This is a genomic window from Glycomyces albidus, from assembly GCF_009451885.1.
In the GTDB taxonomy this organism is placed as follows: Bacteria; Actinomycetota; Actinomycetes; order Mycobacteriales; family Micromonosporaceae; genus Glycomyces; species Glycomyces albidus.
The window spans coordinates 63,747-90,312 of record NZ_WIAO01000013.1; the positions used below are offsets into that span (position 1 = coordinate 63,747).

A 26,566-nucleotide genomic window follows, 5' to 3' on the forward strand; every position below is an offset into this window, starting at 1 on the left:
GGCCGGTCGTTCGGCCCAGGGCGGCGAGGCTTCCGCGCGCCAAGGTTGGCGAGGCGGGCCCGGCCGGGCCCGCGCCGCCAACCGATTGGACATCGACGTTGCGACGACACGCGAAACGACTCCTTCTCGGCGCGACCGCCCTGGCGGTCACCGCCGGTGCGACGGCCGCCGCCTTCGGCACCGCGCAGGCCGAACCCGCCGGCCCCGGCGCGGCCGCCGACGCGAGCGCGCCTGCGCTGGCCGAACCGAACGGGCCCTTCGGCATCGGGACCACGACGCTCCATCTCGTGGACGAGGACCGGGCCGACCCCTGGCTCCCTGAGGAAGACCGGCAGCTCATGGTGTCGATGTGGTTTCCCACTGCGGACCAGGGCGAGACCGCGGCCTACATGACCGCCGAGGAGTCGGCGGTGTTCGTCGACCAGCTCGGCATCGACGCGCCCGCCGACTACTTCGCGTCCGTCGAGACGAACGCCGTCGCGGACGCCGAACCGGTGCGCGGCAGGCTGTCGCTGGTGATGCTCTCGCCAGGGTGGAGCTTCCCTCGCGCCACGCTCACGAGCCTCGCCGAGGAGCTCGCGAGCCACGGCTACGCGGTCGCCGCGGTCGGCCACAACTACGAGGCCCCGACGGGCCTCCCCGACGGGACGACGAACCCGTGCCTCGCGTGCCCGACCGATCCGGACGGCGGGACCGTCACCGCCCAGCGCGCCGAGGACCTCTCATTCGTGCTCGACGAGCTCACCTCGCGCGGCTCCGAATGGCGGAGCCGAATCGACCGCGGGCACGTGGCCGTCGGCGGCCATTCGATCGGCGGCTCCGGGGCGCACGCGGCCGTGCAGGCCGATGACCGCTTCACCGCGGGTTTCGTCCTCGACAGCTCCTTGTACGACCACGTGGACGCGCCCGTGGACGAACCGTTCCTGCTCCTCGGCAGTGAGGAGAACGCCGCGCCGGGCGGCAACGACGACTGGATCCCCGCCTGGAACCAGATGTCGGACTGGAAGCGCTGGATCCAGGTCGAGCAGACCACGCACAGCTCCTTCACCGACCTGGCGCCGTTCGCCGACGACCTCGGCATCCCGATCCAGGAGATGGAGGGCGCCCGGGCCGTCGAGCTGGTCCGCGCCTATGTGACCGCGTTCGTCGACGCGCACTTGCGCGGCGAGGAGGCCCCGGTCCTCGACGGTCCGACCGAGACCTGGCCCGAGGCCGTCTTCCACAGCCCGTAGGCCGCGGCGGGCGGACACCGCGCAGGCCCGGCCGCGTGCGAGCGCCGCCGGGCCTGCGCGCGTCGGCCGCCGAGCCCGCGGACGGCACGTCCGCTGCGCCTGAGGGGACCGTCAGCCTCTGCATCGATGCAGGTAGCGGCCCGGTTTGCTTAACCGGCCCCGTTCTGGGCATCCTCCTCGCGCCCCCGAGCGGGACTGGGCCCGTGCGGGGCGTTCTGCATCCTGGCGCAGGAAGGAGAGGCGGAATGGACACGCTGTTGACCTCGGACGAGGCGGCCGGTCTCATCGGCCGGTGGGGCTTCACCACCGGTCCCTCCCGGCGCGTCGGCGTCGAGCTCGAATGGCTCGTCGACCCCCGCGGCGACCTGGAGACCGGTTGGGACCTGCCCAACGGCGGCACCGTCAGCCGCGAGGCCGGCGGACAGGTCGAGATGAGCTCCGCACCGGCCGACGACCTCGCCGCCTGCATCGTCTCCGCGGAAGCCGACCAGGCCGCGCTCGAGGCGGCCCTCGCCACGCGGGGGCAGACCGTCCGCGGCGGCGGTTTCGACGGCGTCCGCGACCCGGTCCGCTACGTCGACGACGCGCGGTACCGGACCATGGAGGCCTACTACGACCGCACGGGGCCCTGGGGCCGCATGGTCATGTGCGGCACCGCATCGGTGCAGGTCAACCTGGATGCGGGCGACGACGACGCCGATCTGCGCCGCCGCTGGGACCTCGCGCACCGGCTCGGACCGGTCCTGATCGCCGCGTTCGCGAACTCGCCCGAACTCGACGGGCGCGCCAGCGGCTGGAACTCCACCCGCCAGGCCCTGTGGTCGAAGCTCCCCGGGTGGGGCCACCCGGTCTCCGAGGAGGGCGACCTGCGGCGCGACTTCGCGAACTGGGTGCTCGACGCGGAGGTCATGTGCCACCGCTGCGACCCGCCCGGATCATGGGACGTTCCGCCGGGCATGACCCTGCGCGACTGGATCCGCGACGGACACGACGGCCGATGGCCCACGGCCGAGGACCTTCGGTACCACATGAGCACGCTCTTCCCGCCCGTGCGGCCGCGCGGCTGGCTCGAGCTGCGCATGATCGACCAGCAGGACGGCGACGGCTGGATCGTGCCCGCGGTCCTGGCCGAGACCCTCATGGACGACCGGCGCGCCGCCGACGCCGCGTACGAGGCCACCGAGGCGCTGTGCGCGGGCCGGACGCAGCCGCCCGCGCCGGTGTGGGAGCAGGCCGCCCGCATCGGCCTGACCGACAAGGAGCTGCACGAGGCGGCGCTCGCCTGCTTCACCGCCGCACAGGAGGCGCTCGCCCGCACGGGTGCCCCGCAGCGGCTGCGTTCGCGCCTCGCCGAGTTCAGGCTCCGCTACACCGACCAGGGCCGGTGCCCGGCCGACGACCGGCTGGACGTCCTCCTCGCGAGCACGCCGCAGCCGAAGGAGGCGGCGCCGGCGCTCTAGCCGACCGGTTCGAGCCGATTCCAGGCACCGGGGCCGGGGCTGCCGCAGCAGGGGACGCGGGCCGCGGTTCGTCCGCTCCGGTCGCCCTTTCGCGGGCCGTCCGGGGGCGGCCGCGACCGTCGCGGCGCTTGCCGCCGACATCGATCAGGAATCGAGAAGCGCAGGTCAGGACGGGAAAACTAGCATCGAGTCATCACGATCGACACAAGAGGAGCCAGTGATGACCGCGAAGAAGACCGCCTCCGAGACCGGTGCCGCCGCGAAGAACTCGGCGGGGTTCACCGACGAGGAGCGCGCGGCGATGAAGGACCACGCCGAGGAGCTGAAGAAGGAGCGGCGCCGCGGCAAGCGGGCCACCAAGGCCGACGGCGAGCGCGACGTCCTCGAGAAGATCGCCGAGATGGACGGCACCGACCGAGTGCTCGCGGAGGGCCTCCACGCGATCATCACGGAGCACGCGCCCGAGCTGACGCCGAAGACCTGGTACGGCATGCCCGCGTACGCCAGGGACGGCAAGGTCGTCTGCTTCTTCCAGAGCGCGCAGAAGTTCAAGGCCCGGTACGCGAGCTTCGGCTTCAACGACGAGGCGGCCCTCGACGACGGCGAGATGTGGCCGACCGCGTTCGCGCTCAAGGAGATCACCCCTGCTGTGGAGAAGCAGATCACCGAGCTGGTCAAGCGGTCGGTGGGGTGACGCCTGAAGACTCGTCCGTGCGCGGTGCGAGTGCGCGAGGTGACGGCGGAGCCGCGTCCCGGCGGGACGCGGCTCCGTGTTCGTCGCCTGCGGCAGGGGCTCCACCTGACGGAAAGGCGCGCGCCGGGGAGAGCGAGCCGGCCGCAGAGGGGTCTTCGCTCCGGGACACATGGTCTAGCGACGGGTCGTGACCGGAGGACGGGCGCAGCGCGGCCCGGTGTGCTCGCCGTGCGCGATCAGGCGGGAGCCTCCGGCGGAACGGGCCCGATGCGCCGGGGGACGGGCGGCGGCCGTCGTTTGACCGATCGGCGTTCGGGGGATACGAGGGGCATCCGACACTGCTGATGGGCGACGATCGTGATCACCTCTGACTGGTTCCTGCTGGGCGCGCCCTGGGACTGTTCGGGTTCGGGCCGCGGGGAGCAGGCGGCTCCGGCGGCGCTGCGTGCAGCCGGGCTCTCAGGCATGGTGGGCCGCGACTCGGGAGATGCCGCCTGCTCGATCGACGGCGCTGGACGAGACGCGGCTACCGGGGTACTCGCGCTACCCGAGACGCTGCGTGCGGCGCACGCGCTCTCGGAGGCCGTCGAGCGCGCCCTGCGGGACCGGCCCGGACTGCGGCCGTTGGTGGTCGGCGGCGACTGCTCGATCCTGCTCGGGATCGTCCCGGCCCTGCGCCGCGCGGTGGGCGAGATCGGGTTGTGGTTCGTGGACGGGCACCCGGACTACTCGGACGGGCCCGGCTCGGAGACCGGGGAGACCGCGGACATGGAACTCGCGGTGCTGACCGGCGCCGGCGCGGAACCGCTCGTCTCGCTCGCCGGGGTCGTGCCCATGGTTCCGACCGAGTCGGTGGTCATGCTCGGGCACCGCACGAGCGGTCTGGACGCGGCCTCGGCCCGCGAACTCGCCAGGGTTCCCGAAACGCTCCAGCGCATCGACGCCGCGGCCGTCGCGGTCGACCCGGCGGACGCAGGGCGGCGCGCCGCCTCGTGGGTCCCCGACCGGCGCATGTGGCTGCACGTTGACGTCGACGTGCTCGACGGCGAGGTGCTCCCCGCCGTGAGCTACCCGCAGCCGGGCGGACTCGACTGGGATCAGCTCGCGGCGGTGATGGAGCCCCTCGCACGGTCACCGCGACTCCTCGGCGTCAGCGTCGCGGACTTCCGGCCCGACCTGGATCCGGCCGGCGACCACGCAGCGCGCCTCATCGCGCTGCTCGAGCACGTCCTGCCCTGACCGGCGGCGGCCGACGCCGACGCGGGATTGCGGCGCGCGCGTGGCGAACCGACCGGCAGTGGTCGCTCCAGTGTGCTCAGAGGTAGCGGTCGCCAAGGTAGCCCACAGTGGTCGATGACTACTGCAGCACAGTCGAGTTATCCCCAGCTCACATGCGTCTCCTCCTTCATCCTGGGCCATGTCCATACGGCTGCATTCCATTTTCGTGACGACTCGACTCCGCGGTGGCAGGATGTGCGGTGCCGCGAAGACGCGCAATACGAATCGAGCCGTCCGGCTCGGAAGGGAACAGCATGAAACGCTCGCTCACGTCCGTCCTATCGGTCGCCTTGGCCGCGCCCCTGACCCTCGGCCTGCTCGCCGCGCCAGCGTCGGCCGAGAAGGCGCTCACCGACATCCAGCTCCCCAACGGGTTCTCACCCGAGGGCATCGCCATCGACGAAGGGGTCGCGTACACCGGCTCGCTGGTCGACGGCTCGATCCTGCAGGTCCACCTCCCCGATGGCGAAGTCGAGGAGTTCGCGCCCTCGCCGGGGCCGGACAAGCGGGCGATCGGCATGGACGTCGACCGGTTCGATCGGCTCTGGGTCGCCGGCGGCGGCGAGAGCTTCTTCCCAGGCGTGGCACCGAGCTTCCGCGTCTACGACACCGACACGGGCGAACTGGTGGCCGACGTCGAAGTCCCCGGCGAGTTCCTCAACGACGTGTTCGTGACGAAGGAGGCGGCCTGGTTCACCGACTCCTTCGCTCCCCAGCTCTTCAAGGTGCCGATCGCGAAGGACGGCGAGATCGGTACGCCCGAACGGATCGAACTCGGCGGCGACTGGGTCCCGAACCAGGAGGTCGACGCCAACGGCATCGTGGCCGCCGGCGGCGGGAACCTCATCGTGGCACAGACGGTGGCGGCCGACGGAACCGGCGGGGCCCTCTACCTCGTCGACGCCGACGCCGACGCCGAAGGAGTCGCCGACGCGCAGCGGATCGAGCTCAGCGGCCCGCTGCCAGTGGGCGCCGACGGGCTCGTGCTGATCGACCGGAAACTGTTCGTCGTGACGCCCGAAAGCGTCGTCAAGATCAGGCTCGACCGGTCGCTCACCACTGGAACGGTGATCACGACGCTCGATGTGGGCGCCGAGTGGGCGACCACGGCCAAGAAGTACCACTCCAGTCTCTATGTGGTCGACGGCAACTTCGGCGAGAACTTCGCCAACATCGGCAACCCGGACGCGGAGTTCAAGATCGTGAAGGTGCCGCTCGGGCGGTTCCACCAGTAGCGCCTCCACCGCCGGCAGCGCCGGTGTTCGCAACACAGCGGGGCCCTCGACCGACGACGCTCGGTGCCGAGGGCCCCAGCGCGTGCGATCGGGACGTGCGCTTCGACCACCTCGACGAACCGCGGCTTCCGCGCCGGCGGTGTCCTACCCGTCCGCCGGCCCGCCCGAAGGCGGTCCCCCGGCCGGGTGCCCCCTCGGGCGTACGTTCTGGGACGGAACGGCGGATACGTTCACAGTCCGATGACGTGTCGGTGCGGGTCGGCGAACGTGGGAGGAGACATCGAGTCGAATCCCTCGGAAGGACTGATCGAGATGACCGAACACCAAGTGCCCCAGGCTCAGCGGACCGCGCTGCGCCGACCGGTCGCGCCGCTCCTCGGAGCGGTCGCGTTCCTCCTCTGCTACCTCGCGGTCGACTTCGCGACCGGCGCGGTCCAGAACGGCGACATGCCGCTGCCGAACGACCCCGCCGACGCGATCTACGCCTACCTGCGCGACAACACGACCGCGTCCCTCCTGACCGGGATCCTCCAGGCGCTCTCGGTGCTCGGCCTCGCCGTCGTGGTCGCCGGCCCCGTCGCCGCGATCGGGACGCGCCGCAGCGTGGTCCGGATCCTCGGCGCGACCGCGGTGGCCGCGATGCTGGTCTCCGCCGGCCTGTCCATCGCGCTCGGCCTCACCGCGACCACCGCATCCCAGGACACCGTCCTCGCGATGCGGGAGGTGAACTTCTTCACCGGAGGCGTCGTCCACATCGTCGCCCTCGGCCTGTTCGTCTTCCTCGCCACCAGGGCCGCGGCCTGGACCCGTCCGGTCCGCGTCATGGGCTGGGTCGCCGGCGTCCCCGCGGTGCTGTCGATCCTGTCGGTGGCCTTCTTCTACGCGTCGCCGCTGCTGCCGCTGGGCCGGCTGCTGTGCATGGTCTGCCTCATCGTGGCCGCCGTCAGCCTCGCCCGCGGCCGCACCCCGGTTCGCGCCGCCTGATCTCCCACGGCCACAAGGGAGCCCGCACCGGAAGGTGCGGGCCCTCGGCGTTCGCACGCGACGTCAGGCCCACCTGCGGCCCCCGTCTCCGGAGGTTCGCCGCGGGCTCGCGGGCCTCCCGTTCGCCTGCGGCGGCCCGGCGGACTCTGGTGGTCGAGGTGTTGCCGTTGACGATCCACTGGCCGGTGCCGTTGTGGTCGCCGGATGAGAAGAGGATGCCGAGGCCGCCGGCGACTTCGGCCGCCGATGCGCTCACGCGTCCGCAACAGGGCCGCCGGCGTCCATCGGGACCCCTCCCGGTCGCGGTGGCCTACAACTGGGGGATCGCGCCGCTCTCCCGGAGGTCACCGTGTCCCGAACCGCCGCCACCGTTCTCGCCGCCGCCATCCTGTCGCTCGCTTCGGCGGCCTGCTCCGCCGGAGAACCGACTCAGGACGGCGGCGACGAGTCGCCCGCCGCGGTGTCGGAAGCGCTCGTGGACTGGGCGGAGGCGTTCTGCGCCGCCCCCGAGGCGATCCCCACGGACCTGTACATCCCGTTCACCGCGGCGGCGCGCGGGGCGGAGGTCACCGAGGACGACCGCCGGCCGCTCATCGACGCGCTGGCGGAGGTCGACCGCGTCCTCGCCGACGCCGTGGCTGCCGTCGACGCTGTCCCCGCGGGGCCGACACCGGAGGCCGAGGCGGCGCTGGAGCAGTACCGGGCGGACGTCGAGGAGGCCCGAAGCGGCTTCGCCGAATACGCGGACCTGGCGCCCGTCTACCCGGTCGAGCAGCTCGAGGACCTGTACCTGCTCGCGGGCATGGACGCCATGAACCTGCCGTACCCGCTCATGATGGCCGAGACGTACCTGACGGCCGCCGACTTGAACGAGGCCGCTCAGAAGGCGCCCGCGTGCGGCGGGGCCGCCGACTGACGCGGAACGGGCACTTCGAAACGGATCATCAAGCGCCCCAAGGCGGCTCTCCCTCGTGCCGGTCTCCTGCCGGTCCGCCGCCTCGCGAATCCCGCCTCCGGCCGCGAGACTGAATCCGGCACGGCACATGAACGGCACCGTTCACCCCAGGGGCCGGGCCCGCGGTCCCGGTGCGAGACCGCGGGCCCGCCGGCCGGACGGCCGGCCCCGACCGTCCGGCCGGCGGTTCCCGCTACGGCAGGTTCGCGATCACGAAGGGCGCGTGCCCGTGCAGGTGGTTGTCCCAGCCGCCGTTGAGCGGCGCCCCGCTGGAGAGCAGGTTCGTCGAGTCGGTGCCGACGTCCAGTTTCCATGCGGTCCACGAGATCCGGTTGGCCGCCATCCAGTCGATCCAGCGCTGGGCCTCGTCGAGGCAGACGCGTCCGTCGAGGCCGCCGTCGGCGGCGCTCGCGCCCCACTCGGTGACGAACAGGGCCAGGCCCGCGTCGATCGCGGCATCGGCCTTGTCGCGGTTCCACTGTGCGTGCGTGCACGAGTAGAAGTGCAGCGTGTACATCAGGTTCGTGCCCGACACCGGGTCGGCGGCGGCGACGTCGACGTCCTGGGACCAGGTCGGGGTGCCGAGGACGACGATGTTGTCCGGGTCCTGCGCGCGGATCGCCGCGAGCACGGCCTCGTGGTAGGGCTTGACCGCGCCGGTCCAGGAGACCTGCTCGGGCTCGTTGTACGGCTCCCAGATGATGTTCGGCAGGTGGCCGTACCGGTCGGCGAGGTCGGAGAAGAACGCGACCGCCTCGGACCGGTGCTGGTGCGCCTGGTGCGCATGGAAGTCGACGATCAGGTAGACGCCGGCCTCGGCGGCGTTCCGGATCACCGTCTCCACTTCGGACTTCCACCGGCCGGGGTCGTCGAGGTACGCGCCCGCGGGCTCCACGCCCATGGCGACGCGGAAGACCTCGATGTTCCAGTTGTCGCGCATCCATTCGAGGGCCGAGAGGCTCTGCGCGTACGGCTGGGTCTGCCAGTGCAGCCACATGCTGGAGATGCCGCGAAGCTGGATCGCCTGACCGTCCTCATTGCACATGTTGGCGCCGCACACGCTGAGCTGCCCGTGCCGCTCGACGGGCGTGCCGGCCGGCGGCGGGTCGGTCGGGTCCGGGTCGGTCGGCTCGGGCTCGGTCGTCGGCTCCTGGCTGCCGTCGCCGCCGCATTCGACGCCGTTGACGGCGGCGTTCTCGATGTCGCCCGCCGTCCCGTTCGCCGTGAAGCCGAAGACCTCCCTGGTCTGACCGGAGGCGATCGAGCCGTTCCATCCCGCGTCGGAGGCTTCGAAGTGCGGGCCGGTGAGCGACTGCGCGGTGACGTTCCAGGCGCTGATGCCGGAGACAGCGCCGGTGAAGTCCCATTCGACCGTCCAGCCGTCGATCGGCTCGTCGGCGGTGATGCTGATGTTCGCCTGGAAGCCCGAGCCCCAGTCGTTGACCACGTTGTACTCGACCTCGCAGCCTTCCGCGGCCCCGGCGCCCTGGGCCGCCACGATGGTCAGCGCGCCCGCGCCGACCGCGGCGACGACCGCGCCGAGGGCGGCGATGCTCCTTCGTCTTCGTCCTGTCCGCATTGGCATGCCCTTCGTTGATTCGGCGGAGGCTACGGAAGCGCTCCCATTACATCGAAGTTTGCCAATATGTTGCGACGGAGTCAAGACCCGGCCCGTCCCGGCGCCGTCACCCGGCCCTCGTGGCTGCGACCGCGACGGTCGTGAACCGGACGGTGAAGGCGCCGCCGGCCTCGTCGATCACCGCGCCCGCGGCCTCGAGCAGGCGCTCGAGCACCGGCTTCGGGAGCCGCGTGTAGAGCCCGCCGGTCGGGAGCTGGTCGAGCCATTCGTCCCGCGTGTACTCGCGCTCCCAGGCGGTCCGCCACTCGGCCGGCTCCGTGAAGGCGCCGGACTCCCGGACGCCGCGCGCCGCGCTGTCGAACATCGGCCGGTATCCGTCCATTGCGGACTTCACCACGTCCGATCCGTCGATGACGGCAGCGAGTTGCGGCGGCATGGCCTCGCGGGTCGCCGCTGCGAAGGCCCGGCTCAGGTCGGCCGGCGGCTGCGCGACGTTCCACACGGCCGCGAGCAGCCCGCCGGGGCGCAGCAGTCCGGCGGCCTTCGCCGCTCCCGCGACCGGATCGATCCAGTGCCAGGTCTGGGCGGCGACGACGGCGTCGAAGCGGCGGCCGGCGGCGTCCCAGTCCTCGAACTTCGCGACCTCGACGTCCAGCCCGCGGCTCCTGGCGAACGCGGCCATGCGCTCGTCGACGTCCAGTCCGAGGACGCGGCAGCCGGCGGCCTGCAGCCGCCGCGACGCGATGCCGGTGCCGCAGCCGACGTCGAGCACGTCCCGGCCGGGCGCCGCGGCGGCGATGCGGTCGACCATCGCGGCCGGGTAGTCGGGTCGGGCGCGGTCGTAGCGGGCGGCGTCGGCGCCGAACGACTCGGCGGCGTCGCGCAGACGGTGGGGCTCCGGAAGCGGCCCGGACACTGAAGTGGTCATGCGCCCACTCTAAATGGGCGTTCGCCCACTTGTCAATCTGGCAGAATTCCCCACAGAAGCGAGGTGGTGCACGGTGCCGACAGGAGTGGCGCTCCGCGATCCGCGGACGCAGCTGTTCGACGCGGCCGAGCGCGTCCTGCTCCGCGACGGGCCCAGCGCCCTGACCAGCCGGGCCGTGACCGACGAGGCGCAGGTCGCCAAAGGCGTGCTCCACCGCCACTTCACCGACTTCGACGACTTCCTCGCCGAGTTCGTCATGGACCGGGTCGGGCGGCTCGACGGCCCGGCCGCGGCGCTGCGCGAAGCGGCCGGCACCGGCTCGGTGATCGGGAACCTCACCGAGGCGCTGACGGCCCTGTTCGGATCGGTCGCGGTCGCCATCGTGCCGCTGCTGACCTTCCGCGACCCCCTGCGCGTGCGCCTCCGCGAGGTCTGGCCCGCCGGCGTTCCCGTCCTGACCGAAGGCGTCGACATGATCGCGGCCTACCTCCGGCAGGAGCGGGACCTCGGCCGGCTCGCCGCGGACGCCGAGGTCGACGGGCTCGCGCCGATGCTCGTCGGCGGCGCGCACCTGCTGTTCGCCGACCGCGCGGCCCCGCCCGGCGCGGAGGCAGTCCGCAAGGTCGTGTCCTCGGTGATCGGTGCCGTGCTCCGCGACCCGGCGAAGCGCGACTGACCGCCGGTCAGTCCACCAGGCCGTGCCGGTGGGCGTAGACGACGGCCTGGACACGGTCGCGCAGCTCCAGTTTGGTCAGGATGCGCGAGACGAAGGTCTTCACCGTCTCCGGGCTGATGAACAGGGCCGCGGCGATCTCGGCGTTGGAGCGGCCGTCCGCGATGAGGCGCAGGACTTCCAGCTCCCTCGGCGTGAGGGGGTGTGCCGGGGCGGCGCCGCCCGCGGGCCGGATGCGGGCCGCGTACCTGCCGACGAGTGCGCGCGTCACCTCCGGGTCGAGCAGCGCCGCGCCGGTCGCGACCGTGCGGATCCCTTGCAGCAGTTGCGAAGGCGGCGCGTCCTTGAGCAGGAAGCCGCTCGCTCCGGCGCGCAGCGCCTCGTAGACGTACTCGTCGAGGTTGAACGTGGTGAGCACCAGGACCTTGACGGGGTCGCCGACCGCGGCGCCGGCGAGGCGGCGGGTGGCCTCGATGCCGTCGAGCACCGGCATGCGGACGTCCATGAGCACGACGTCCGGTCGCAGGCGCTCGGCCAGGTCGACCGCGGTCTGCCCGTCGCCGCACTCGCCGGCCACCTCGAGGTCGGGCTGCGCGCCGATGATCGTGACCAGGCCGGTGCGGATGAGCATCTGGTCGTCGCAAACCAGGACCCGGATCGGGGCGGTCACGACGGGCCGCCCGCGGGGATGCGCGCCCGCACGGCGAACCCGCCGCCCGCGCGGGGGCCGGCGTCGAAGTCGCCGCCGAGGAGGTCGACGCGTTCGCGCAGCCCGGCGAGGCCGCGCCCGCTCCCGGCCAGCGGCGGGACGGTGGACCCCTCGGTGACGACCTCGACGGTGATGTCGCCGGCGCGGTGCCGCACCCGCACCGCCGTGGGGCTGCTGCGGGCGTGCTTGACCGCGTTGGTGAGCGCCTCCTGGACGACCCGGTACGCCACCAGGTCCGCGCTGCCGGTGTCGGCCGCCGGCGTGCCCTCCTCGGTGAACTCCACCGGCTGGCCGGCCTGCCGCGTCTGCTCCACGAGCGTGAGCAGCCGCCCGACCGCCGGAGTCCGGGCCCCGGCGCCGGGCGCCCGGCGGTCGGCGCCGGCGTTGTCAGAAGCAGTGTGGTCGGGCGCGAGCAGGTCGAGCAGGTGCCGCAGGTCCGTGGTGGCGCGGCGGCCGGTGTCGCCGACGGCCTTCAGCGTCGCGTCGAGGCGGTCGGGAGCGCCGGTCAGGTACCGGGCGGCCTCGGCCTGCACGACCATCGCGGTCACGTGGTGCGTGACGACGTCGTGGAGTTCGCGGGCGATGTGCGTCCGCTCGGCGGCGCGGGTGGTCTCGGCGACGCGGCGGCGCCGCTCGGCCTCGGCCTGCCGCGTGGCGCGGAGCCAGGACCCGGTGCCCCATGCGGCCGCGAGGAGCGCGTAGAACGTCGCGAAGCCGGCCGCCCCTTCGTCCGAGCCGAGCCGCACGAGCCCGATCGCCAAGCCCGCGTAGGCGATCGAGAGCAGGACCACGGCGGTCCGACGGTACCGCTCGAGGTGGGCGCCTCCGCTGATCAGGGCGAAACCGACTGCGGTGCTGGCGACCAGGTGGTAGCGGCCGAGCGAGGCGAGGACGAACCCGAGCGACACCAGTGCGAGGCACACGGCCGGCCACCGGCGCCGCACGGCGAGCGGGAGGCATTCGAGCGCCATGACGCCGATGCCGAACGCGTCCAGCGGCCGCCCGGGGAGGTCGCCGAGCTGCGTCTCGTGGCCGCGGAGCAGGGGCAGGAACGACATGGCGGCGAGCATCAGCCCCAAGGGGAGATCCCGGATCGTGACGTCGAGCCGCCGCCACTGCTCCGGGATCCGCCGGAGTTCCATCACCGGGGCAGTGTAGCCGCGGCGTCGGCCCGCTCGGCGCGTCGGCGGGGCGGGACCAGGCGGCCGCGTCGCTTGGCGATCCACAGGAAGACGATCATCAGGGCGGCGCCGAAGCCGACCGCGTACGCGCTGCCTTCGGGGCCGAAGGCGCCGCCGCTGACGAGGACCGGGCCGGAGGTCGCGGCGTCGAGGAGGCCCTGCGGGGTGCCGTTGCCGGAGACCTCGGTGCTGAAGATCGCGGAGGCGGCGATGTTCCAGCCGAAGTGCAGGCCGATGGGCAGCCACAGGCTGCGGGTGGCGATGTACGCGGCGCCGAGCATGCCGCCGGCCTCGATCGCGATGGCGATCGCGCCCCACAGGGTCGCGTTCGGGTTGACCAGGTGCGTCAGCCCGAAGACGAGGCTGGTGGAGGCCAGGGCGATCCAGGTGCCGAAGCGCCCTTCGACGATGCGCAGCAGGACGCCGCGGAAGATCAGCTCCTCCGTGACGGCGGCGGCGGCCATGAAGCCGACGAGTCCGATCGCGCCCGTGGGCGATCCGAGGCCGTCGACGGTGTAGTGCCCGAGGAACGCGATGTTCGCGATGACGGCCCCGAACATGGCGACGCCGAGGACGGCGCCGAGTCCGATGCCGCTGCCCGCGCCGGGCCATGCCAGTTCGGCGACCGGGCGGTGCTCGGTGCGCCGCACGATCCACCGGTACACGAGCACTGCGACCGCGCTCGTGGCGAGGCCGACGATCAGCACGAGCCACGGTCGCCCGTCGAGTACGACCGTCGCTTGGCCGCCGATGAGGGCGATCGCGCCGACGGCGAGCAGTTGCCAGACCAGTCTCATGAGGATTCCTTCCGCTGTCCCGCGGCGGGGGCGCCGCGGCTGCGGTGAACGCTACGGATCCGGCGGCCCGGCGGCGTCCCCGTGGAGTGGACACTTGCGCGTAGCTCTCCTGGGGGACAAGGCGTTCCGCGGCTGGCCCGCGATCAACGCAGGGCACGGCGCAGCCCCGGTCCAGTGACGCGTTCGGGGATCGGCGGTCGGGTTCGGGGTGCGGGTCAGCGGAAGGCGGCGGCGTTGGCCTGGGCCCACTGCTCGAACGTGCGCGGCGGGCGGCCGGTGACCTGCTCGACCGTGGGGTACACCGGCGACTCGTCGAGCGATCCGTCCACATAGAAGTCGAAGAAGGCGTCGACGTACTGCTGGGGCATCGTCGCCTCGAGCTCTGCCCGGGTCTCCTCGATCGTCAGGTTCTCGAAGCGGAGCGGGCGGTCGAGGATCCGGCCGAGGATCTCGAGCTGCTCGGCCGGCAGCATCGCGCGGGGCCCGGAGAGGCGGTAGACCGCCTCGTGGTGGCCGTCCTCGGTCAGCGCTGCCACCGCGACTGCGGCGATGTCGAACGGGTCGATGCACGCGACCGGGATGTCGCCCCAGGGCGCGCGGACGACGTCGCCGGTGCGGAGCTGCGGCAGCCACCGCAGCGTGTTCGACATGAATCCGCTGGGCCGCAGGACAGTCCACTGGAGACCGGAGCCGCGGGCGGCGTCCTCGGACCGCACCATCATCGCGGTGATCGCGTTGTCGGCGTTGCCGGTCTCGGGGGAGCTGCCGGAGAGCTGCACGATCCGCTTGACTCCCGCGTCGCGGAGCCGACCGCAGACGGCCGGCATGTCGGCGAAGCCGGGGAGGACGAACGCCGCTTCGACGCCGCCGAGCCACGGGTCGAGCGACTCGGGCCGGTCGAGGTCGCCGACGGCGGCCTCGACGCCGTCCGGCAGTGCCGCGCGGCTCGCGTCGCGGACGAGCGCCCGCACCGGGAGCCCTCGCTCCGCCAGCGCCTGAACGACTTCGCGGCCGATGTTGCCGGTGGCTCCCGAGACCAGGTACATGCGGCGATCCTAACAGGAGAATCCTTGCCGCTCAATCGTTGTCGGGCAGCCGGTGCCTGTTGCTCGCGCTCAGCCGGGAAGCAGCCCGAGCAGTACCGCTCGCAGGTAGGCGGCCAGGGTGAAGCCGTCGGTGATCGCTCCGGCTCGGATCATGTCCCGGAGCTCGTCGGGCGGCACCAGGCGGATCGAGTCGATGGCCTCGCCCGTGTCCGGCCGGCCGATCCTGTCGATCTCGGCGTAGAACATCGCGACGGACGATGCCGAGATGCCGGTGTCGGGGTGCAGCTCGCCGAGCGGGACGAGTGTCGTCGCGTCGGCGCCGACCTCCTCTGCGAGTTCGCGGCGTGCATCGTCTTCGGGCGAATCGGATTCGCCGGCGCCTCGGGGCAGCTCAAGGTGGCGGCTGCGGGTGGCGTGCCGGAAGTGGTCGACGAGCACGACGCTGCCGTCGAGGACCGGCAGCACCACGACTCCGGCGACCGCTCGGGGTCCGACGTCGCGGATGTAGGTGCCGAGGGCGCCGTCGGGGAACCGGACGGCGTCCCGGACCCGGAGGCCGTACGCGTCCTCGTAGACCACTCCGGTCCGGGCCCATGCCTCGGGGAGTCCGGCGGACCGGAGCCGGTCGGCCGCTTCGCGCTCGGCCTCGGCGACCGCTTCAGGTTCGTGCAGGATGGAGAAGATCGTTCCGGCGGGATTGGCGAACAGTTCGGGTCGGGTCTCCCGGAGTTGTTCGTACCGGCGCTTGTCAGGATTCATCGTCGATCCGGTACGCGATGCTGCCGCGACCGAGGACGGGGGTGAAGACCTGATCGGATTCCCTTTGGGCTTTGAGTGCGGCCTTGCCGAGAGCGCGTTCTTTGAATTTGTCGAGCACGACGTTAGCGTACACTCCGCCTGCGGTTCCGATAAGACTCCCGACAACGGTGCCGACTGCGTCGTTTCCGATGGCGAGTCCGACGATGCCGCCGACGGCCGCTCCCAGTGCGTTGATCGGTGCGGCGCGGACATGGGCCCAGATCTGTCCGCCCGGCTGCGATCGCATGCGCCGCCCGACATCGTATTCGCGGTATTTTCCGACAAGGAATCGGTACCGGCTCTGCGGAACCCTGATGTCCTGCATCAGCGTCAGGGTCCGCTGCAGTTCACTCCAGGTCAGCCAGGCGCCGACGTCCGAATGGTCGAGCACCTGAGCGCTCCTGGCCCCCACCAGGTGCTCGGTTCCCGCTCGCGCCACGATCTGCGCCGCTCTGAAGTCGGGGATCTCCACGTCCAGTCCGTCGGCGCCCAGGGATGCGGCGACGATGCCGTTGTACTTGGCGTTCACGAGGCCCCGCACCAGTTCCAGTTGGCCGGCCGCCGACGCGTCCTGCGAGGCCGCGTCCTCGTACTCGTCGAGCAGCGCGTACCAGGCCGACCGCCGCCTGAACCGCGCCGGGTCGCGGGCCTCCTGGACCCGCGCCTGCAGGAGGGTGAGCATGTCGGTGTCCGCTCCGCCGCTGGTGCGGCGGATGCTCGAGACGGCGCCGAGCACCTGGTCGGCGAGGTCGGCGCCGTTCGCGATCGTCGCCCGTTCCGAGACGGGGCTGTCCCGCAGCGCCTGGTCGAACTCGATGAGGCCGAGCAGCCGGTGGAGCAGGTCGTGTTCGGCGATCGCGCCTACCCGTTCCGGGTCGCGGTCGAGCTGCTCGGCGACCGCTCGCCGCAGTGCCATGTCCGCGCCGAGTTCCGGCCATGACGAGAAGCGGAACTCCGGTTGCAGGAGTGCCGATCGGAACGCATTGAGGAGTGTGAACCTCTGGCCGTCGGCCGGATCATCCGCGAGGCCCGGGCTGTCGAGAATGCGGACTTGGATGCTTCCCCGGCGGGCGAGTCCGATCATTGCGAGCGAGTCCTCGTCCATTCGGGCGAGGGTGCTGACGAGTGGTGCGCTGTCGAATGCCTGGGATTGACTCAGTACGGGGTGAACGCCGCCGAGGATCATGTGGAGCATCACCGCTCCGGTCGCGTTCAATGTGCGATTCGCAAGTTCGAGTTCCGGAAGATCCGGCTGGAAGTTGACAGTGTCCAGTACGCCGAAATACGCGGTGCTTCCGCTTGTCATGCGCTGAGCGTAGCGGATTGCCCAAATGCGCTCCTTTCTCGGAGGCGATGGTCCGCCGTCGAGAATGTATGACCGAATTAGGCGGAGTCATTGGCAAATGCGGCGCGGGTATTTCTCTCTCTTGTTGGAATTTCATCGATCGTGTGGAATGCGGCAAGCGGATTCGCGGACCCGTGATATGTGACCTGCGGCATGATCGGCACCGCGGTGTTTACCAGGCTTGCCCGAGGGTTTGCTGGGACGTAATGAGCCGGTGACACCGGCCGGTCAGAGTTGACCGTGAGGCCCGGGGGACCGGAGACCGGTCGGGCCTCACGCCGCACCGGCGCGGCACGCTCATCGCATCACCGCCCGGAAGGAACCACAATGGACCCTTACGCGTTCATCGCAGTCCAGCTCATCAAGTCCGACGCCGGCTCCGCGCTGCCGGACGCCCCGGTCGTCGAGGACCGGCCGTCGCTGATGGACCGCATCGTCGGCGGCTTCGCCGCCGCGAAGCACGGCTTCATCGCCCGCGAACTGCGGGTCCGCGGCGAGCTCGCCGCCCTGCCGACGCGCGCCGAGGTGCGCCGCGCCGCATAGGGCCGCGACCGGTCCGGCGGCGTTCGCGCCGTCGGGCACCGGACAGGCGGCCTCGACGTCGCAGGCAATACGTGAGCACGGCTCGGGCCCGGGAGGCATCGCCTCCCGGGCCCGAGCGCCGTTCCGTCGCACCCCGGGGGCGGGGTCGATACGGGTCTCCCCAGGTGTCCGATGTGAGGACCGGACCCAGACGCGAAGGCGCGCTAAGCGACCCGCGACCCGTCGATGTACGCCTGCTCCACTTTCGAGTAGTAGTCGAGCGGGTCGCCCGACCACACGCAGAAGTCCGCGTCCTTGCCGGCCTCGAGCGAGCCGAGCCGGTCGGCGACGCCGAGCACCTCGGCCGGGTTGATCGTCACCGACCGCAGCGCGGTGTCGCGGTCGAGTCCGGCCTTGACGCACTCCATGACCTGCACGATGAGGTACTGGATCGGGACCACCGGGTGGTCGGTCATGATCACGAGCTTCACGCCGGCCTCGGCCATCCTCACCGCGTTCTCCGGGAACCGCTTCGCGGTCTCGACCTTCGCGCGGGCGGTCAGCAGCGGTCCGAACAGGACCGGGACGCCCTTCTCGGCGATCACGTCGGCGAGCAGGTGCGCCTCGGTTCCGTGGTCGAGGACGAGGTCGTACCCGAACTCGTCGGCGACGCGGATCGCGGTCGCGATGTCGTCGGCGCGGTGGCAGTGCTGGCGCCAGGGGATCTCGCGGTCGAGGACCTTCACGAGGTTCTCGAGCCTGAGGTCGCGGTCGGGGTCCTCGGCGGCGCGGTGCTTCTCGGCGGCGATGAACGCCGACCTGAGCACGCCCGCGGTGCCCATGCGGGTCTTCGGGGTCTGGCCCTTGTCGCCGTACACGCGCTTCGGGTTCTCCCCGAGCGCCGACTTGATGCCGGCGGGGGAGCGGACCACGAGGTCGTCGACGCGGCGGCCGCCGGCGGTCTTGACCACGACGCACTCGCCGCCGATGACGTTGCCCGAGCCGGGGTTGACGCAGGCGGTGAGCACGCCGCCCTTGAGGGCGTCGGCGAACCCGGGCTCGGTCGGGTTGATGCCGTCCAGGGCCCGCACGTGCGCGGTGTTCGGGTCGGTCATCTCGTTGGTGTCGTCGCCCGCCCAGCCTTCGCCGGTCTCGTGGACGCCCAGGTGGGTGTGGGCGTCGATGAGGCCCGGGACGATCCACTTGCCGGACGCGTCGATCCGGTCGACGCCCGCGGGGACGGTGAGTTCGGGGCCGCCGACGGCGCTGATGCGGCCGTTCTCGACGATGACGACGCCCTGCTCGATCGGAGCGGCGGTGATGGGGACGACGGTGGCGCCGGTGAGCGCGAACGTCGGTCCGGCGGCGCTTGCGGAGCCGGATTGTGGCACGGACATGGACCCGCCTTCGGATGGGAAGCAGCTTGCAGTCCCATCCTGCCCCATTCACTAGCCGGTCGGCTAGTATATTTGCGGGATTGTGACCGGCCTCAGGACGCCCAGCGGATGATCTCCTTGGTGACCGTCTCCGGCGACTCCTGCTGCGGGAAGTGCCCGACCCCGTCGAGGAGCTTCCACTCGTACCGCCCGTGCACGTACCGCCCCGAGCCCTGCGCCGTCCGCGGCAGCACGCACGAGTCGAGCGCGCCGTGGAGCTGGAGCGTCGGCACCGGCGTCGGCCGCTGGAGCAGCTTCACGAACCGCCGCCCCGCCAGCCCCAGCGAGGTCCGGAACGGCCACCGGAACGCCTCCAGGGCGCAGAACGCCGCCTGCGGGATCTGGATGACGTCCCGGCAGGCCCGCACGTACTCCTGGAAGTCCCGCGTGTTCCGCCACCCCGGCCCCGACCACGAGTACATCAGATCCGCCACTTTCCTTGCGTCCCAAGCAGTCAGCTTGTGCTCGTAGCGGGGCATCTGGAACGCGAACAGGTGCCGTGACGCCGAGAGCTGCCCCTTCGGGTCCACCGCGAGCGCGGCCCGCTGCCGCAGCGGGTGCGCGGCGCCGAGGACCACGAGCGACTTGAACTGCCGGGGGTGGAACGCGGCCGCCGCGAACCCGAGGATCCCGCCGAGGTCGTGGCCGACGACGGTGGCCTCGCGCTCGCCGAGGGCGCGGACGAGCCCGACGACGTCGGCGGCCATCGTGTACGCGTCGTAGCCGCGCGGGGGCTTGTCGGAGGCGCCGTAGCCGCGCAGGTCGGCGGCGACGACGCGGAAGCCGGCGTCCGCGAGCGCGGGGATCTGGTGGCGCCAGGCCCACCAGAACTCGGGGAAGCCGTGCAGCAGCAGGATCAGCGGGCCTTCCCCGGATTCGGCCACATGGAAGCGCGAGCCGTTGGCGTCGACTTGCCGGTGCGTCCAGGGGCCCTGCTTGAGCGCGGCGCTGTCGGCGAAGGTCTTGCGGGTCACGCGGACAGCGTACGAGGTCGGGCCCGCAGGTTGCGGACCCGACCTCGTTACGAGTTGCTTACGCCTTAGCGGCGCGGCGGCGAACGCCGGTGGCGTTCGCCTCCTAGTCCTCCTTGCCGGCCCTGAGCCCGGTCTTGATGCGGCTCATGACCGCGCTGTCCTGGAGGGTGGTGACGTCGCCGAGCTCGCGGTCCTCGGCGATGTCGCGCAGGAGCCGCCGCATGATCTTGCCCGAGCGGGTCTTCGGCAGCTCGGCCACGATGATGACCTGGCGCGGCTTCGCGATGGGGCCCAGCGTCTTCGACACGTGCGCGCGCAGTTCGGCGAGGTGCTCGGGGCTGGACTCGGCCTGCCCGCGCAGGATCACGAACGCGACGATGCCCTGCCCGGTGACCGGGTCGGACGCCCCCACGACCGCCGCCTCGGCGACGGTGGGGTGGCTGACGAGGGCCGACTCCACTTCGGTCGTGGAGATGTTGTGGCCGCTGACCAGCATGATGTCGTCGACGCGGCCCAGGAGCCACAGGTCGCCGTCGTCGTCCTTCTTCGCGCCGTCGCCGGCGAAGTACATGCCGTCGAAGTGCGCCCAGTACGTGTCGATGAACCGCTGGTCGTCGCCCCAGATGGTGCGGAGCATCGACGGCCACGGCTCCCGGATGGTGAGGAACCCGCCGCCGCCGTTCGGCACCGACCGCCCCTGCTCGTCCACGACGTCGACGTCGATGCCCGGCAGCGGCCGCTGCGCCGACCCGGGCTTGGTCGCGGTGACGCCCGGGAGCGGGGACACCATGATCGCGCCGGTCTCGGTCTGCCACCAGGTGTCGACGACCGGGGTCGTCCCGCCGCCGATGTGCTCGCGGTACCAGACCCACGCCTCGGGGTTGATCGGCTCGCCGACGGAACCGAGCAGGCGCAGGCTCGACAGGTCGTACTTCGCGGGGATGTCGTCGCCCCACTTCATGAACGTGCGGATCGCCGTGGGCGCGGTGTAGAGCAGCGTCACGCCGTACTTCTGGACGATCTCCCAGAACCGGCCGGTGTGCGGCGTGTCCGGGGTGCCCTCGTACATGACCTGGGTGGCGCCGTTCGACATGGGGCCGTAGACGATGTACGAGTGGCCGGTGACCCAGCCGATGTCGGCGGTGCACCAGTAGACGTCGGTCTCCGGCTTGAGGTCGAACACGGCGTGGTGCGTGTACGACGCCTGCGTCAGGTACCCGCCGGAGGTGTGCAGGATGCCCTTGGGCTTGCCCGTGGTCCCCGACGTGTACAGGATGAACAGCGGGTGCTCGGCGTCGAACGGCTGCGCCTCGTGCTCGCTCGAGGCGCCGCCGACGGCGTCCTCCCACTTGACGTCGCGGTCGCTCCAGGCGACCTCCTGCCCGGTGCGGGTGACGACGAGGACCTTCTCCACGGTCGGGCACGACTCGAGCGCCTCGTCCACGGTCGGCTTGAGCGCCAGCGGCTTGCCCCTGCGGAACCCGCCGTCGGCGCAGATCACGAGCTTCGCGCCCGCGTCCTGGATGCGGCTCGACAGGGCGGTCGCGCTGAACCCGCCGAACACCACCGAGTGGGGCGCGCCGATGCGCGCGCACGCCAGCATCGCCACCGCGGCCTCGGGGATCATCGGCATGTAGACGACGACCCGGTCGCCGGCCTCCACGCCCAGTTCGGTGAGGGCGTTCGCGGCCCGCTTGACCTCGTCGAGCAGCTCGGCGTAGGTGACGGCGCGGGTGTCGCCGGGCTCGCCCTCGAAGTGGATCGCGACCCGGTCGCCGAGCCCGGCGGCCACGTGCCGGTCGAGGCAGTTCGCCGACACGTTCAGCTCGCCGCCGGTGAACCACTTCGCGAACGGCGGGTCGTCCCAGTCCAGGACCCGGTCCCAGTCCTTCGACCAGTCGAGGCGGCGGGCCTGCCGCTCCCAGAAGGCGAGCCGGTCGGCCGCGGCTTCCTCGTAGGCGGCCGCGGTGACGTTCGCCGCCTGGGAGAACTCGGGGGACGGCGGAAAGGTCCGCTCCTCCGACAGGAGGTTGGCAAGCGTCTCTTGCGGGGTATCTGCCACGGGTATTGGCTCCTTACAGATCTACGCGCCGATGCGCGACTGTGAGGCGGGTCTATGCCGCGTAACACTACCGCGAACTGGCCGACACGGAACGTGCGCCCGCGTCGGCTCCGGCATCTGGGAACTGCCCGCGCCGAACGGCCCGGGAGCGGCCGACCGGCGGCCGCCGAGCGGTCGGATTCGTTCTCCTCGGGGACCCTTGCGCTCCGATTCGGCAGGTATCGTCGGAGCGGTGCAGACCCGCGAACTTGCATATGATCTTGTGACTGCCCTCTAGCCCGCCCGGTGCGCCGTTTGCGTGCTCCGCACTAAAGGTAAGGTTCCGCCCGTGGATCCTCTCGCGCCTCTCCTCGAGCTCTCCGAGGTCGCCGACGCCCTTGAGAACGCCCGAGCCAACGTCGACCGCATGCTCTGGCACGAGGCCCTGCGCGGCGACGAGAGCCTCGTCGAGACCGAGGTGGCCCTGCACAGCGCCTCGGCGACCCTCGCGCTGGACGGGTACGACTGCGACGTCGAGCGCCTGCGCGCCGGCGACTTCGACGACCCCGTCGTCAGCGGCGTCCTCGCCGTCACCGACGCCCTGCCCTCGCTCGCGGACGTCTGGCCGGTCTCGCCGCGCTACGTCCTCGCCAAGCTCCACCTGCTCGCCACCCGCGACTTCGCGGACGCCGGCGTCGACTTCGAGCCGGGCCGCATCGAGGTCGACGAGTCCGGTTCCGCGCGGATCAACGCCCTGTGCGCGCTGATCACCAACCCCACCAAGGAGATCCCGGCCGCGATGGCCGCCGCCGTCGTCCACGGCGAGCTCCTGTCGGTGCGGCCGTTCCCGGTCGCCAACAACGTGGTCGCCCGCGCCGCCGCGCGCCTGGCGCTGGCGAGCAAGGGCCTCGACCCGAAGCTGCTCATCACCGTCGACGCCGGGCACCTCGAGCGCCAGCCCGAGTACGTGGGCGCGCAGCGCGCCTGGTCGACCGGCACGCCCGACGGCGTCCGGGCCTGGCTCAAGCACTACGGCAAGGCCCTCGAGGCGGGCGCGGCCGAGACGCTCCAGATCTGCTCGGAGCTGATGAAGGACGCCTGAGGGCCGGCCCGAAGGACCGGCCCGGCCCGGCGTCACTCCCCGGAGAGCTCGGCGCGCAGCCGCTGCTTCTCCTCGCGGCGGCGCTTCACGCCGTCGTCGATGTGCGCGATCATCGCGTCGCGCTGCTTGCGCAGCAGCAGGAACCCGAGGACGAACGACACCAGCAGGCCGGCGGCGAGCGCGGCCAGCACGTTGATGAGGAACATGAGCGGCACCGCGACGGCGGCGATGATCGCCACGCGGGCGAGGTAGTACTTGGCGACCGGGTTCATGCGACCCGCTCCTCTCCGAAGGCGCGGACCCCTGCTGACCACAGGGGCGCGTAGACGAGTGCGGCGGTGAGTCCGGCCAGGCCGCCGGTGAGCATCGGCGGCCAGGTCGGCGGCAGGAGGATCCCGACGGCGAGCCCGGAGCCGAGGCCGAGGACGACTCCGGCGAGCATGACGCCCCAGCGGGCCGCGCCGCTGTAGCGCCGGAACTGCTCGGTGTACGCCCACACGGTGGGCAGCGCGGCGATCCACCCGGAGGTCTCGCCGAACGGCCGGCCGCTGGGGATCACGAACAGCAGGTCGATCACGGCGAGGACGACCGCGCCCATCACGAAGTACGCGAGCGCGGTCCCCACGAGCGGGCCCATCGCCATGGGGGCCTTGGGTTCGTCCGGTCGGGCCTGGACCACTAGAACTTCACCGACTGGGGTTCGGCCCGGCGCTCGGCGATCGACCGGGGCCCGTCGTACTCGCGCACCACCTCGTAGCGGGTGTTGCGCTCGACGGGCCGGAACCCGGCGTCGCGGATGAGCTCGAGCAGGTCGTCGCGCGTCATCTTGTCGGGCGTGCCGTAGTCGTCGGCGTCGTGGGTGATCTTGTACTCGACGACCGAGCCGTCGAGGTCGTCGGCGCCGAACGACAGCGAGAGCTGCGCGACGTCGAGGCCGTGCATGACCCAGAAGCACTTGACGTGGTCGAAGTTGTCGAGCAGGAGCCGCGAGACCGCGAACACCTTGAGCGACTCGGCCGGGCTCGCCATGGTGGTGCGGGCCTGGAGCCGGTTGCGGATCTTGCCGTCCTTGGAGTCGTGGAAGTCGTGCTGGTAGCGCAGGGGGATGAACACGGCGAAGCCGCCGGTCTCGTCCTGGAGCTCGCGCAGGCGCAGCACGTGGTCGACGCGGTGGCGGGGCTCCTCGATGTGGCCGTACAGCATCGTCGCCGGGGTCCGCAGGCCCTTCTCGTGGGCGAGCCGGTGGATCCGCGACCAGTCCTCCCAGTGGCAGTCGTGGTCGACGATGTGCTGACGGACCTCCCAGTCGAAGATCTCGGCGCCGCCGCCGGTGAGCGACTCGAGGCCGGCCTCGATGAGCTCGTCGAGGATCTCGCTCGCGCCGAGGCCGGAGATCTTCTCGAACCACTGGACCTCGGTCGCGGTGAACGCCTTGAGGTTCACCTCCGGCAGGGTCTCCTTGAGCGCCTTGAGGACCCGCGGGTAGTACCGCCACGGGAGGGTCGGGTGGAGGCCGTTGACGATGTGCAGCTCGGTGGGGGCGTCGCCGCGCATCTGCTCGGCGAGGGCCACGGCCTGCTCGACGCGCATCGTGTACGCGTCGGCCTCGCCGGGCTTGCGCTGGAAGGAGCAGTACGCGCAGGATGCGGAGCAGACGTTGGTGAGGTTCAGGTGCCGGTTGACGTTGAACATGGTCCGGTCGCCGTTCTTGGCGGTGCGCACCCCGTGCGCGAGGCGGCCGAGCCAGGCGAGGTCGTCGATCTCGTACAGGCCCACGCCGTCGTCGAAGGTCAGCCGCTCGCCGGCCGCGAGCTTCGCTTCGATGCCGGCCTTGAACTCAGCGGTGTCGTCCATGGCGCTCCCAACGTTGTCGGTTCACCGCCAGCGTAGCCTCGCGGCGGCACCGGGGCCGCCGCGCACGATCAGCGTGTGAGGCTCTGAACGCGAACGGAGCGTCCCGGCATTTCGGACACCGGGAGCCCCCCGATGCGACGCTACGCGGGGAGTACGACATCGAGTGTCCACCAACACGATCCGTTCTCGCAAGCAACCGGAGACGCGAGAGTTGCGTGTGTTGGGTACAGTATCCGTGGCCTCCCCCACAGAAGGACACCTCACATGCGCGTTTCACGGTTCGGTGCCCGCATGATCGCCGCCGCCAGTGCGGCGGCCGTCGTCTTCGGCGGGGCGCTCCCCGCGTTCTCCCAGCCCGGCGTGACCGTCCCCGACGACGGCGGCCGGCCCCTCGGCACGGCCGGCGACGACACCCCGGTGACCAACCCCGAGACCGCCGACGGCCCCCTCGGCGACCAGATCGTCGCCGCCCAGATCGACCTCGCGCAGCTCGCCGAGGAGACCACCGACGCGCAGGAGGAGTGGCTCGCCCGCGAGACCCGCCTCGCCGACGCCCAGACCGAGTGGACCGCGACCGCCACCGAACTCGAAGCCGCGCAGGCCGCCCTCGACTACGCCGCCGGCGAGGCGTACGCCGACACCGCCGGCGTCCCCGACAACGAACTGCCCGACCTCTCCGGCCTCACCCCGCTCGGCGGCGAATGGGACCTGCCCGCGCTGACCGCCGAACTCGAGGACGCGTCGACCGCCGAATCGGTCGCCCGCGCCGCCTACGACGCCGCCGTCCTCTCCGCCGACCGCGCCGAATCGCGCTACCTCGCCCTCGACACCGAGTTCGACCGCGCCCAGACGGCCCTGAACGAACTCATCGCCGACAACCAGGAGGCCCTCGAGCAGCTCGAGGCCGAGCGCGAGGCCGCCGCCGCCGACTACTCCGGCGACTTCTCCTCCGAGGTCGACGGCTGGGACGCCGCCCCCGAAGCGAAGAAGGCCGTCGAGTACGCGCTCGCCCAGCTCGGCGACCCGTACCTGTGGGGCGCCGAGGGCCCCGACGCCTTCGACTGCTCGGGCCTGGTCCAGTCCGCGTACGCCTACGCGGGCGTGAGCCTCCCGCGCGTCGCCGCCGACCAGTACAACGCCACCCGCGACAAGCCGGTCGACGTCGAGAAGCTCCTCCCCGGCGACCTCCTCTACTGGTGGGACGACCCGGGCAACTGGCAGTCGGTCTACCACACCGGCATGTACCTGGGCGACGGCAAGATGATCCAGGCCCCCCGCTCGGGCGACGTCGTCAAGATCAGCTCGATCTGGTTCGAGAACTTCGCCGGCGCCCACCGGGTCGTCGACGCCGTCAAGACCGACCCCGACGCCGAGGACCCGACGCAGACGCCCGGCGGCGAGGACCCGTCCACTCCGGACGACGACCCGACCACGCCCGACGACGACCCCACGACGCCGGACGACGACCCGACCACCCCGGACGACGACCCGACGTCCGAGGACCCCGACCCGACCGACAGCGAGACGCCGTCGGAGTCCCCCTCGCCGACCCCGTCGGACGAGCCGCTGACGCCCACCGAGGACGAGGGCGAATCGCCCGTCGACACGGCCTCCAGCACGGTCGCCGGCATGCTGACCCGCCAGACCGAGGCGTGAGGGCATCGCCGCGATAGTGGGAACGCGTGCACGGGACGCGACGGGTTGATGGCACGATGGATATCGAGTTGCCCGATTGACGACGCT

General features: G+C 71.8%; 25 protein-coding genes. 11 read left to right on the plus strand and 14 right to left on the minus strand.

The annotated features are described in order from the left end of the window. Nucleotides 1-98 precede the first annotated feature (98 nt). From GFD30_RS12445 to GFD30_RS12475, 7 genes are all read left to right on the plus strand, one after another. Nucleotides 99-1,232 (plus strand): alpha/beta hydrolase family protein, encoded by a 1,134-nt coding sequence (locus tag GFD30_RS12445; RefSeq protein ID WP_153025529.1) that lies wholly within the window; start codon nucleotides 99-101, stop codon nucleotides 1,230-1,232. 245 nt (nucleotides 1,233-1,477) lie between these two features. Continuing rightward, nucleotides 1,478-2,692: a glutamate-cysteine ligase family protein gene (locus tag GFD30_RS12450; protein ID WP_153025530.1), complete on the plus strand. Its 1,215-nt coding sequence runs from the start codon at nucleotides 1,478-1,480 to the stop codon at nucleotides 2,690-2,692. 220 nt (nucleotides 2,693-2,912) lie between these two features. Then, nucleotides 2,913-3,386, plus strand: coding sequence for an iron chaperone (locus GFD30_RS12455; protein WP_153025531.1), 474 nt, complete (start codon nucleotides 2,913-2,915; stop codon nucleotides 3,384-3,386). A 357-nt stretch (nucleotides 3,387-3,743) separates the two neighbouring features. After that, on the plus strand, nucleotides 3,744-4,625 hold the full coding sequence (locus GFD30_RS12460) for an arginase family protein (protein ID WP_322633193.1): 882 nt from the start codon (nucleotides 3,744-3,746) through the stop codon (nucleotides 4,623-4,625). A gap of 293 nt (nucleotides 4,626-4,918) precedes the next feature. Further along, nucleotides 4,919-5,899: a hypothetical protein gene (locus tag GFD30_RS12465; RefSeq protein ID WP_153025532.1), complete on the plus strand. Its 981-nt coding sequence runs from the start codon at nucleotides 4,919-4,921 to the stop codon at nucleotides 5,897-5,899. 312 nt (nucleotides 5,900-6,211) lie between these two features. Continuing rightward, the gene (locus GFD30_RS12470) at nucleotides 6,212-6,883 is read left to right on the plus strand and encodes a hypothetical protein (protein ID WP_153025533.1); all 672 of its coding nucleotides are present in this window, start codon (nucleotides 6,212-6,214) and stop codon (nucleotides 6,881-6,883) included. 349 nt (nucleotides 6,884-7,232) lie between these two features. Beyond that, the gene (locus tag GFD30_RS12475) at nucleotides 7,233-7,799 is read left to right on the plus strand and encodes a hypothetical protein (RefSeq protein WP_153025534.1); all 567 of its coding nucleotides are present in this window, start codon (nucleotides 7,233-7,235) and stop codon (nucleotides 7,797-7,799) included. 232 nt (nucleotides 7,800-8,031) lie between these two features. Here GFD30_RS12475 and GFD30_RS12480 read toward each other — a convergent pair whose 3' ends face one another. Together GFD30_RS12480 and GFD30_RS12485 are read right to left on the minus strand one after the other, a co-directional pair. Then, nucleotides 8,032-9,417: a cellulase family glycosylhydrolase gene (locus GFD30_RS12480; protein ID WP_194201942.1), complete on the minus strand. Its 1,386-nt coding sequence runs from the start codon at nucleotides 9,415-9,417 to the stop codon at nucleotides 8,032-8,034. A 106-nt stretch (nucleotides 9,418-9,523) separates the two neighbouring features. Continuing rightward, nucleotides 9,524-10,345 (minus strand): class I SAM-dependent methyltransferase, encoded by an 822-nt coding sequence (locus GFD30_RS12485; protein ID WP_153025536.1) that lies wholly within the window; start codon nucleotides 10,343-10,345, stop codon nucleotides 9,524-9,526. 73 nt (nucleotides 10,346-10,418) lie between these two features. On the opposite strand from GFD30_RS12485, the gene GFD30_RS12490 reads away from it, so the two are divergent. Next, nucleotides 10,419-11,021 carry a TetR/AcrR family transcriptional regulator gene (locus tag GFD30_RS12490; RefSeq protein WP_322633194.1) on the plus strand — a complete coding sequence of 201 codons (603 nt, stop codon included), beginning with the start codon at nucleotides 10,419-10,421 and terminating at the stop codon, nucleotides 11,019-11,021. Nucleotides 11,022-11,028: 7 nt separating this feature from the next. On the opposite strand, the gene GFD30_RS12495 is transcribed toward GFD30_RS12490, so the two are convergent. The 6 genes from GFD30_RS12495 to GFD30_RS12520 all read right to left on the minus strand — a co-directional run bounded on the left by GFD30_RS12495 (nucleotide 11,029) and on the right by GFD30_RS12520 (nucleotide 16,855). Continuing rightward, complete coding sequence (locus tag GFD30_RS12495) at nucleotides 11,029-11,688, minus strand: response regulator transcription factor (protein ID WP_322633195.1); 660 nt, start codon at nucleotides 11,686-11,688, stop codon at nucleotides 11,029-11,031. Further along, a complete protein-coding gene (locus GFD30_RS12500) occupies nucleotides 11,685-12,872 on the minus strand; it encodes a sensor histidine kinase (protein ID WP_407649029.1) in 1,188 nt (395 codons plus the stop codon). The genes GFD30_RS12495 and GFD30_RS12500 overlap by 4 nt, the downstream gene beginning before the upstream one ends. Further along, a complete protein-coding gene (locus GFD30_RS12505) occupies nucleotides 12,869-13,705 on the minus strand; it encodes a CPBP family intramembrane glutamic endopeptidase (RefSeq protein ID WP_153025538.1) in 837 nt (278 codons plus the stop codon). The genes GFD30_RS12500 and GFD30_RS12505 overlap by 4 nt, the downstream gene beginning before the upstream one ends. A 215-nt stretch (nucleotides 13,706-13,920) precedes the next feature. Beyond that, the gene (locus GFD30_RS12510; protein WP_153025539.1) at nucleotides 13,921-14,751 is read right to left on the minus strand and encodes an NAD(P)H-binding protein; all 831 of its coding nucleotides are present in this window, start codon (nucleotides 14,749-14,751) and stop codon (nucleotides 13,921-13,923) included. Nucleotides 14,752-14,820: 69 nt separating this feature from the next. Beyond that, on the minus strand, nucleotides 14,821-15,510 hold the full coding sequence (locus GFD30_RS12515) for an NUDIX hydrolase (protein WP_153025540.1): 690 nt from the start codon (nucleotides 15,508-15,510) through the stop codon (nucleotides 14,821-14,823). Continuing rightward, nucleotides 15,500-16,855 carry a hypothetical protein gene (locus GFD30_RS12520; protein ID WP_153025541.1) on the minus strand — a complete coding sequence of 452 codons (1,356 nt, stop codon included), beginning with the start codon at nucleotides 16,853-16,855 and terminating at the stop codon, nucleotides 15,500-15,502. Before GFD30_RS12520 ends, GFD30_RS12515 begins: the two co-directional genes overlap by 11 nt. Before the next feature lie 366 nt (nucleotides 16,856-17,221). Here GFD30_RS12520 and GFD30_RS12525 point away from each other — a divergent pair, with 366 nt between their 5' ends. Then, a complete protein-coding gene (locus GFD30_RS12525; protein ID WP_153025542.1) occupies nucleotides 17,222-17,437 on the plus strand; it encodes a hypothetical protein in 216 nt (71 codons plus the stop codon). 203 nt (nucleotides 17,438-17,640) lie between these two features. Here GFD30_RS12525 and GFD30_RS12530 read toward each other — a convergent pair whose 3' ends face one another. From GFD30_RS12530 to acs, 3 genes are all read right to left on the minus strand, one after another. Then, on the minus strand, nucleotides 17,641-18,813 hold the full coding sequence (locus tag GFD30_RS12530; RefSeq protein ID WP_153025543.1) for an amidohydrolase: 1,173 nt from the start codon (nucleotides 18,811-18,813) through the stop codon (nucleotides 17,641-17,643). Nucleotides 18,814-18,905: 92 nt separating this feature from the next. After that, on the minus strand, nucleotides 18,906-19,826 hold the full coding sequence (locus tag GFD30_RS12535) for an alpha/beta fold hydrolase (protein WP_322633196.1): 921 nt from the start codon (nucleotides 19,824-19,826) through the stop codon (nucleotides 18,906-18,908). 103 nt (nucleotides 19,827-19,929) lie between these two features. After that, complete coding sequence (gene acs / locus GFD30_RS12540) at nucleotides 19,930-21,888, minus strand: acetate--CoA ligase (protein ID WP_322633197.1); 1,959 nt, start codon at nucleotides 21,886-21,888, stop codon at nucleotides 19,930-19,932. Nucleotides 21,889-22,216: 328 nt separating this feature from the next. On the opposite strand from acs, the gene GFD30_RS12545 reads away from it, so the two are divergent. Beyond that, nucleotides 22,217-22,969 (plus strand): oxidoreductase, encoded by a 753-nt coding sequence (locus tag GFD30_RS12545; protein ID WP_227996157.1) that lies wholly within the window; start codon nucleotides 22,217-22,219, stop codon nucleotides 22,967-22,969. Nucleotides 22,970-23,001: 32 nt separating this feature from the next. Here the strand turns inward: GFD30_RS12545 and GFD30_RS12550 are convergent, their stop codons facing one another. Genes GFD30_RS12550 through mqnE form a run of 3 tightly spaced genes read right to left on the minus strand, consistent with a single transcriptional unit; the run spans nucleotide 23,002 to nucleotide 24,823 of the window. Beyond that, nucleotides 23,002-23,241, minus strand: coding sequence for a DUF4229 domain-containing protein (locus tag GFD30_RS12550; RefSeq protein ID WP_153025544.1), 240 nt, complete (start codon nucleotides 23,239-23,241; stop codon nucleotides 23,002-23,004). Further along, nucleotides 23,238-23,648, minus strand: coding sequence for a hypothetical protein (locus tag GFD30_RS12555; RefSeq protein ID WP_153025545.1), 411 nt, complete (start codon nucleotides 23,646-23,648; stop codon nucleotides 23,238-23,240). Before GFD30_RS12555 ends, GFD30_RS12550 begins: the two co-directional genes overlap by 4 nt. After that, nucleotides 23,648-24,823 (minus strand): aminofutalosine synthase MqnE, encoded by a 1,176-nt coding sequence (gene mqnE / locus GFD30_RS12560; RefSeq protein WP_153025546.1) that lies wholly within the window; start codon nucleotides 24,821-24,823, stop codon nucleotides 23,648-23,650. The genes GFD30_RS12555 and mqnE overlap by 1 nt, the downstream gene beginning before the upstream one ends. Before the next feature lie 264 nt (nucleotides 24,824-25,087). Between mqnE and GFD30_RS12565 the strand changes: the two genes are divergently transcribed. Then, nucleotides 25,088-26,479 (plus strand): C40 family peptidase, encoded by a 1,392-nt coding sequence (locus GFD30_RS12565; protein WP_153025547.1) that lies wholly within the window; start codon nucleotides 25,088-25,090, stop codon nucleotides 26,477-26,479. Nucleotides 26,480-26,566 lie beyond the last annotated feature (87 nt).

What these genes read in the sequence shown, in the direction of transcription:
- GFD30_RS12450 (WP_153025530.1), top strand. Translation starts at nt 1,478, where the DNA reads ATGGACACGCTGTTGACCTCGGACGAGGCGGCCGGTCTCATCGGCCGG.
- GFD30_RS12455 (WP_153025531.1), top strand. Translation starts at nt 2,913, where the DNA reads ATGACCGCGAAGAAGACCGCCTCCGAGACCGGTGCCGCCGCGAAGAAC.
- GFD30_RS12465 (WP_153025532.1), top strand. Translation starts at nt 4,919, where the DNA reads ATGAAACGCTCGCTCACGTCCGTCCTATCGGTCGCCTTGGCCGCGCCC.
- GFD30_RS12470 (WP_153025533.1), top strand. Translation starts at nt 6,212, where the DNA reads ATGACCGAACACCAAGTGCCCCAGGCTCAGCGGACCGCGCTGCGCCGA.
- GFD30_RS12480 (WP_194201942.1), bottom strand. Translation starts at nt 9,417, where the DNA reads ATGCGGACAGGACGAAGACGAAGGAGCATCGCCGCCCTCGGCGCGGTC.
- GFD30_RS12485 (WP_153025536.1), bottom strand. Translation starts at nt 10,345, where the DNA reads ATGACCACTTCAGTGTCCGGGCCGCTTCCGGAGCCCCACCGTCTGCGC.
- GFD30_RS12505 (WP_153025538.1), bottom strand. Translation starts at nt 13,705, where the DNA reads ATGAGACTGGTCTGGCAACTGCTCGCCGTCGGCGCGATCGCCCTCATC.
- GFD30_RS12510 (WP_153025539.1), bottom strand. Translation starts at nt 14,751, where the DNA reads ATGTACCTGGTCTCGGGAGCCACCGGCAACATCGGCCGCGAAGTCGTT.
- GFD30_RS12515 (WP_153025540.1), bottom strand. Translation starts at nt 15,510, where the DNA reads ATGAATCCTGACAAGCGCCGGTACGAACAACTCCGGGAGACCCGACCC.
- GFD30_RS12520 (WP_153025541.1), bottom strand. Translation starts at nt 16,855, where the DNA reads ATGACAAGCGGAAGCACCGCGTATTTCGGCGTACTGGACACTGTCAAC.
- GFD30_RS12525 (WP_153025542.1), top strand. Translation starts at nt 17,222, where the DNA reads ATGGACCCTTACGCGTTCATCGCAGTCCAGCTCATCAAGTCCGACGCC.
- GFD30_RS12530 (WP_153025543.1), bottom strand. Translation starts at nt 18,813, where the DNA reads ATGTCCGTGCCACAATCCGGCTCCGCAAGCGCCGCCGGACCGACGTTC.
- GFD30_RS12550 (WP_153025544.1), bottom strand. Translation starts at nt 23,241, where the DNA reads ATGAACCCGGTCGCCAAGTACTACCTCGCCCGCGTGGCGATCATCGCC.
- mqnE (WP_153025546.1), bottom strand. Translation starts at nt 24,823, where the DNA reads ATGGACGACACCGCTGAGTTCAAGGCCGGCATCGAAGCGAAGCTCGCG.
- GFD30_RS12565 (WP_153025547.1), top strand. Translation starts at nt 25,088, where the DNA reads ATGCGCGTTTCACGGTTCGGTGCCCGCATGATCGCCGCCGCCAGTGCG.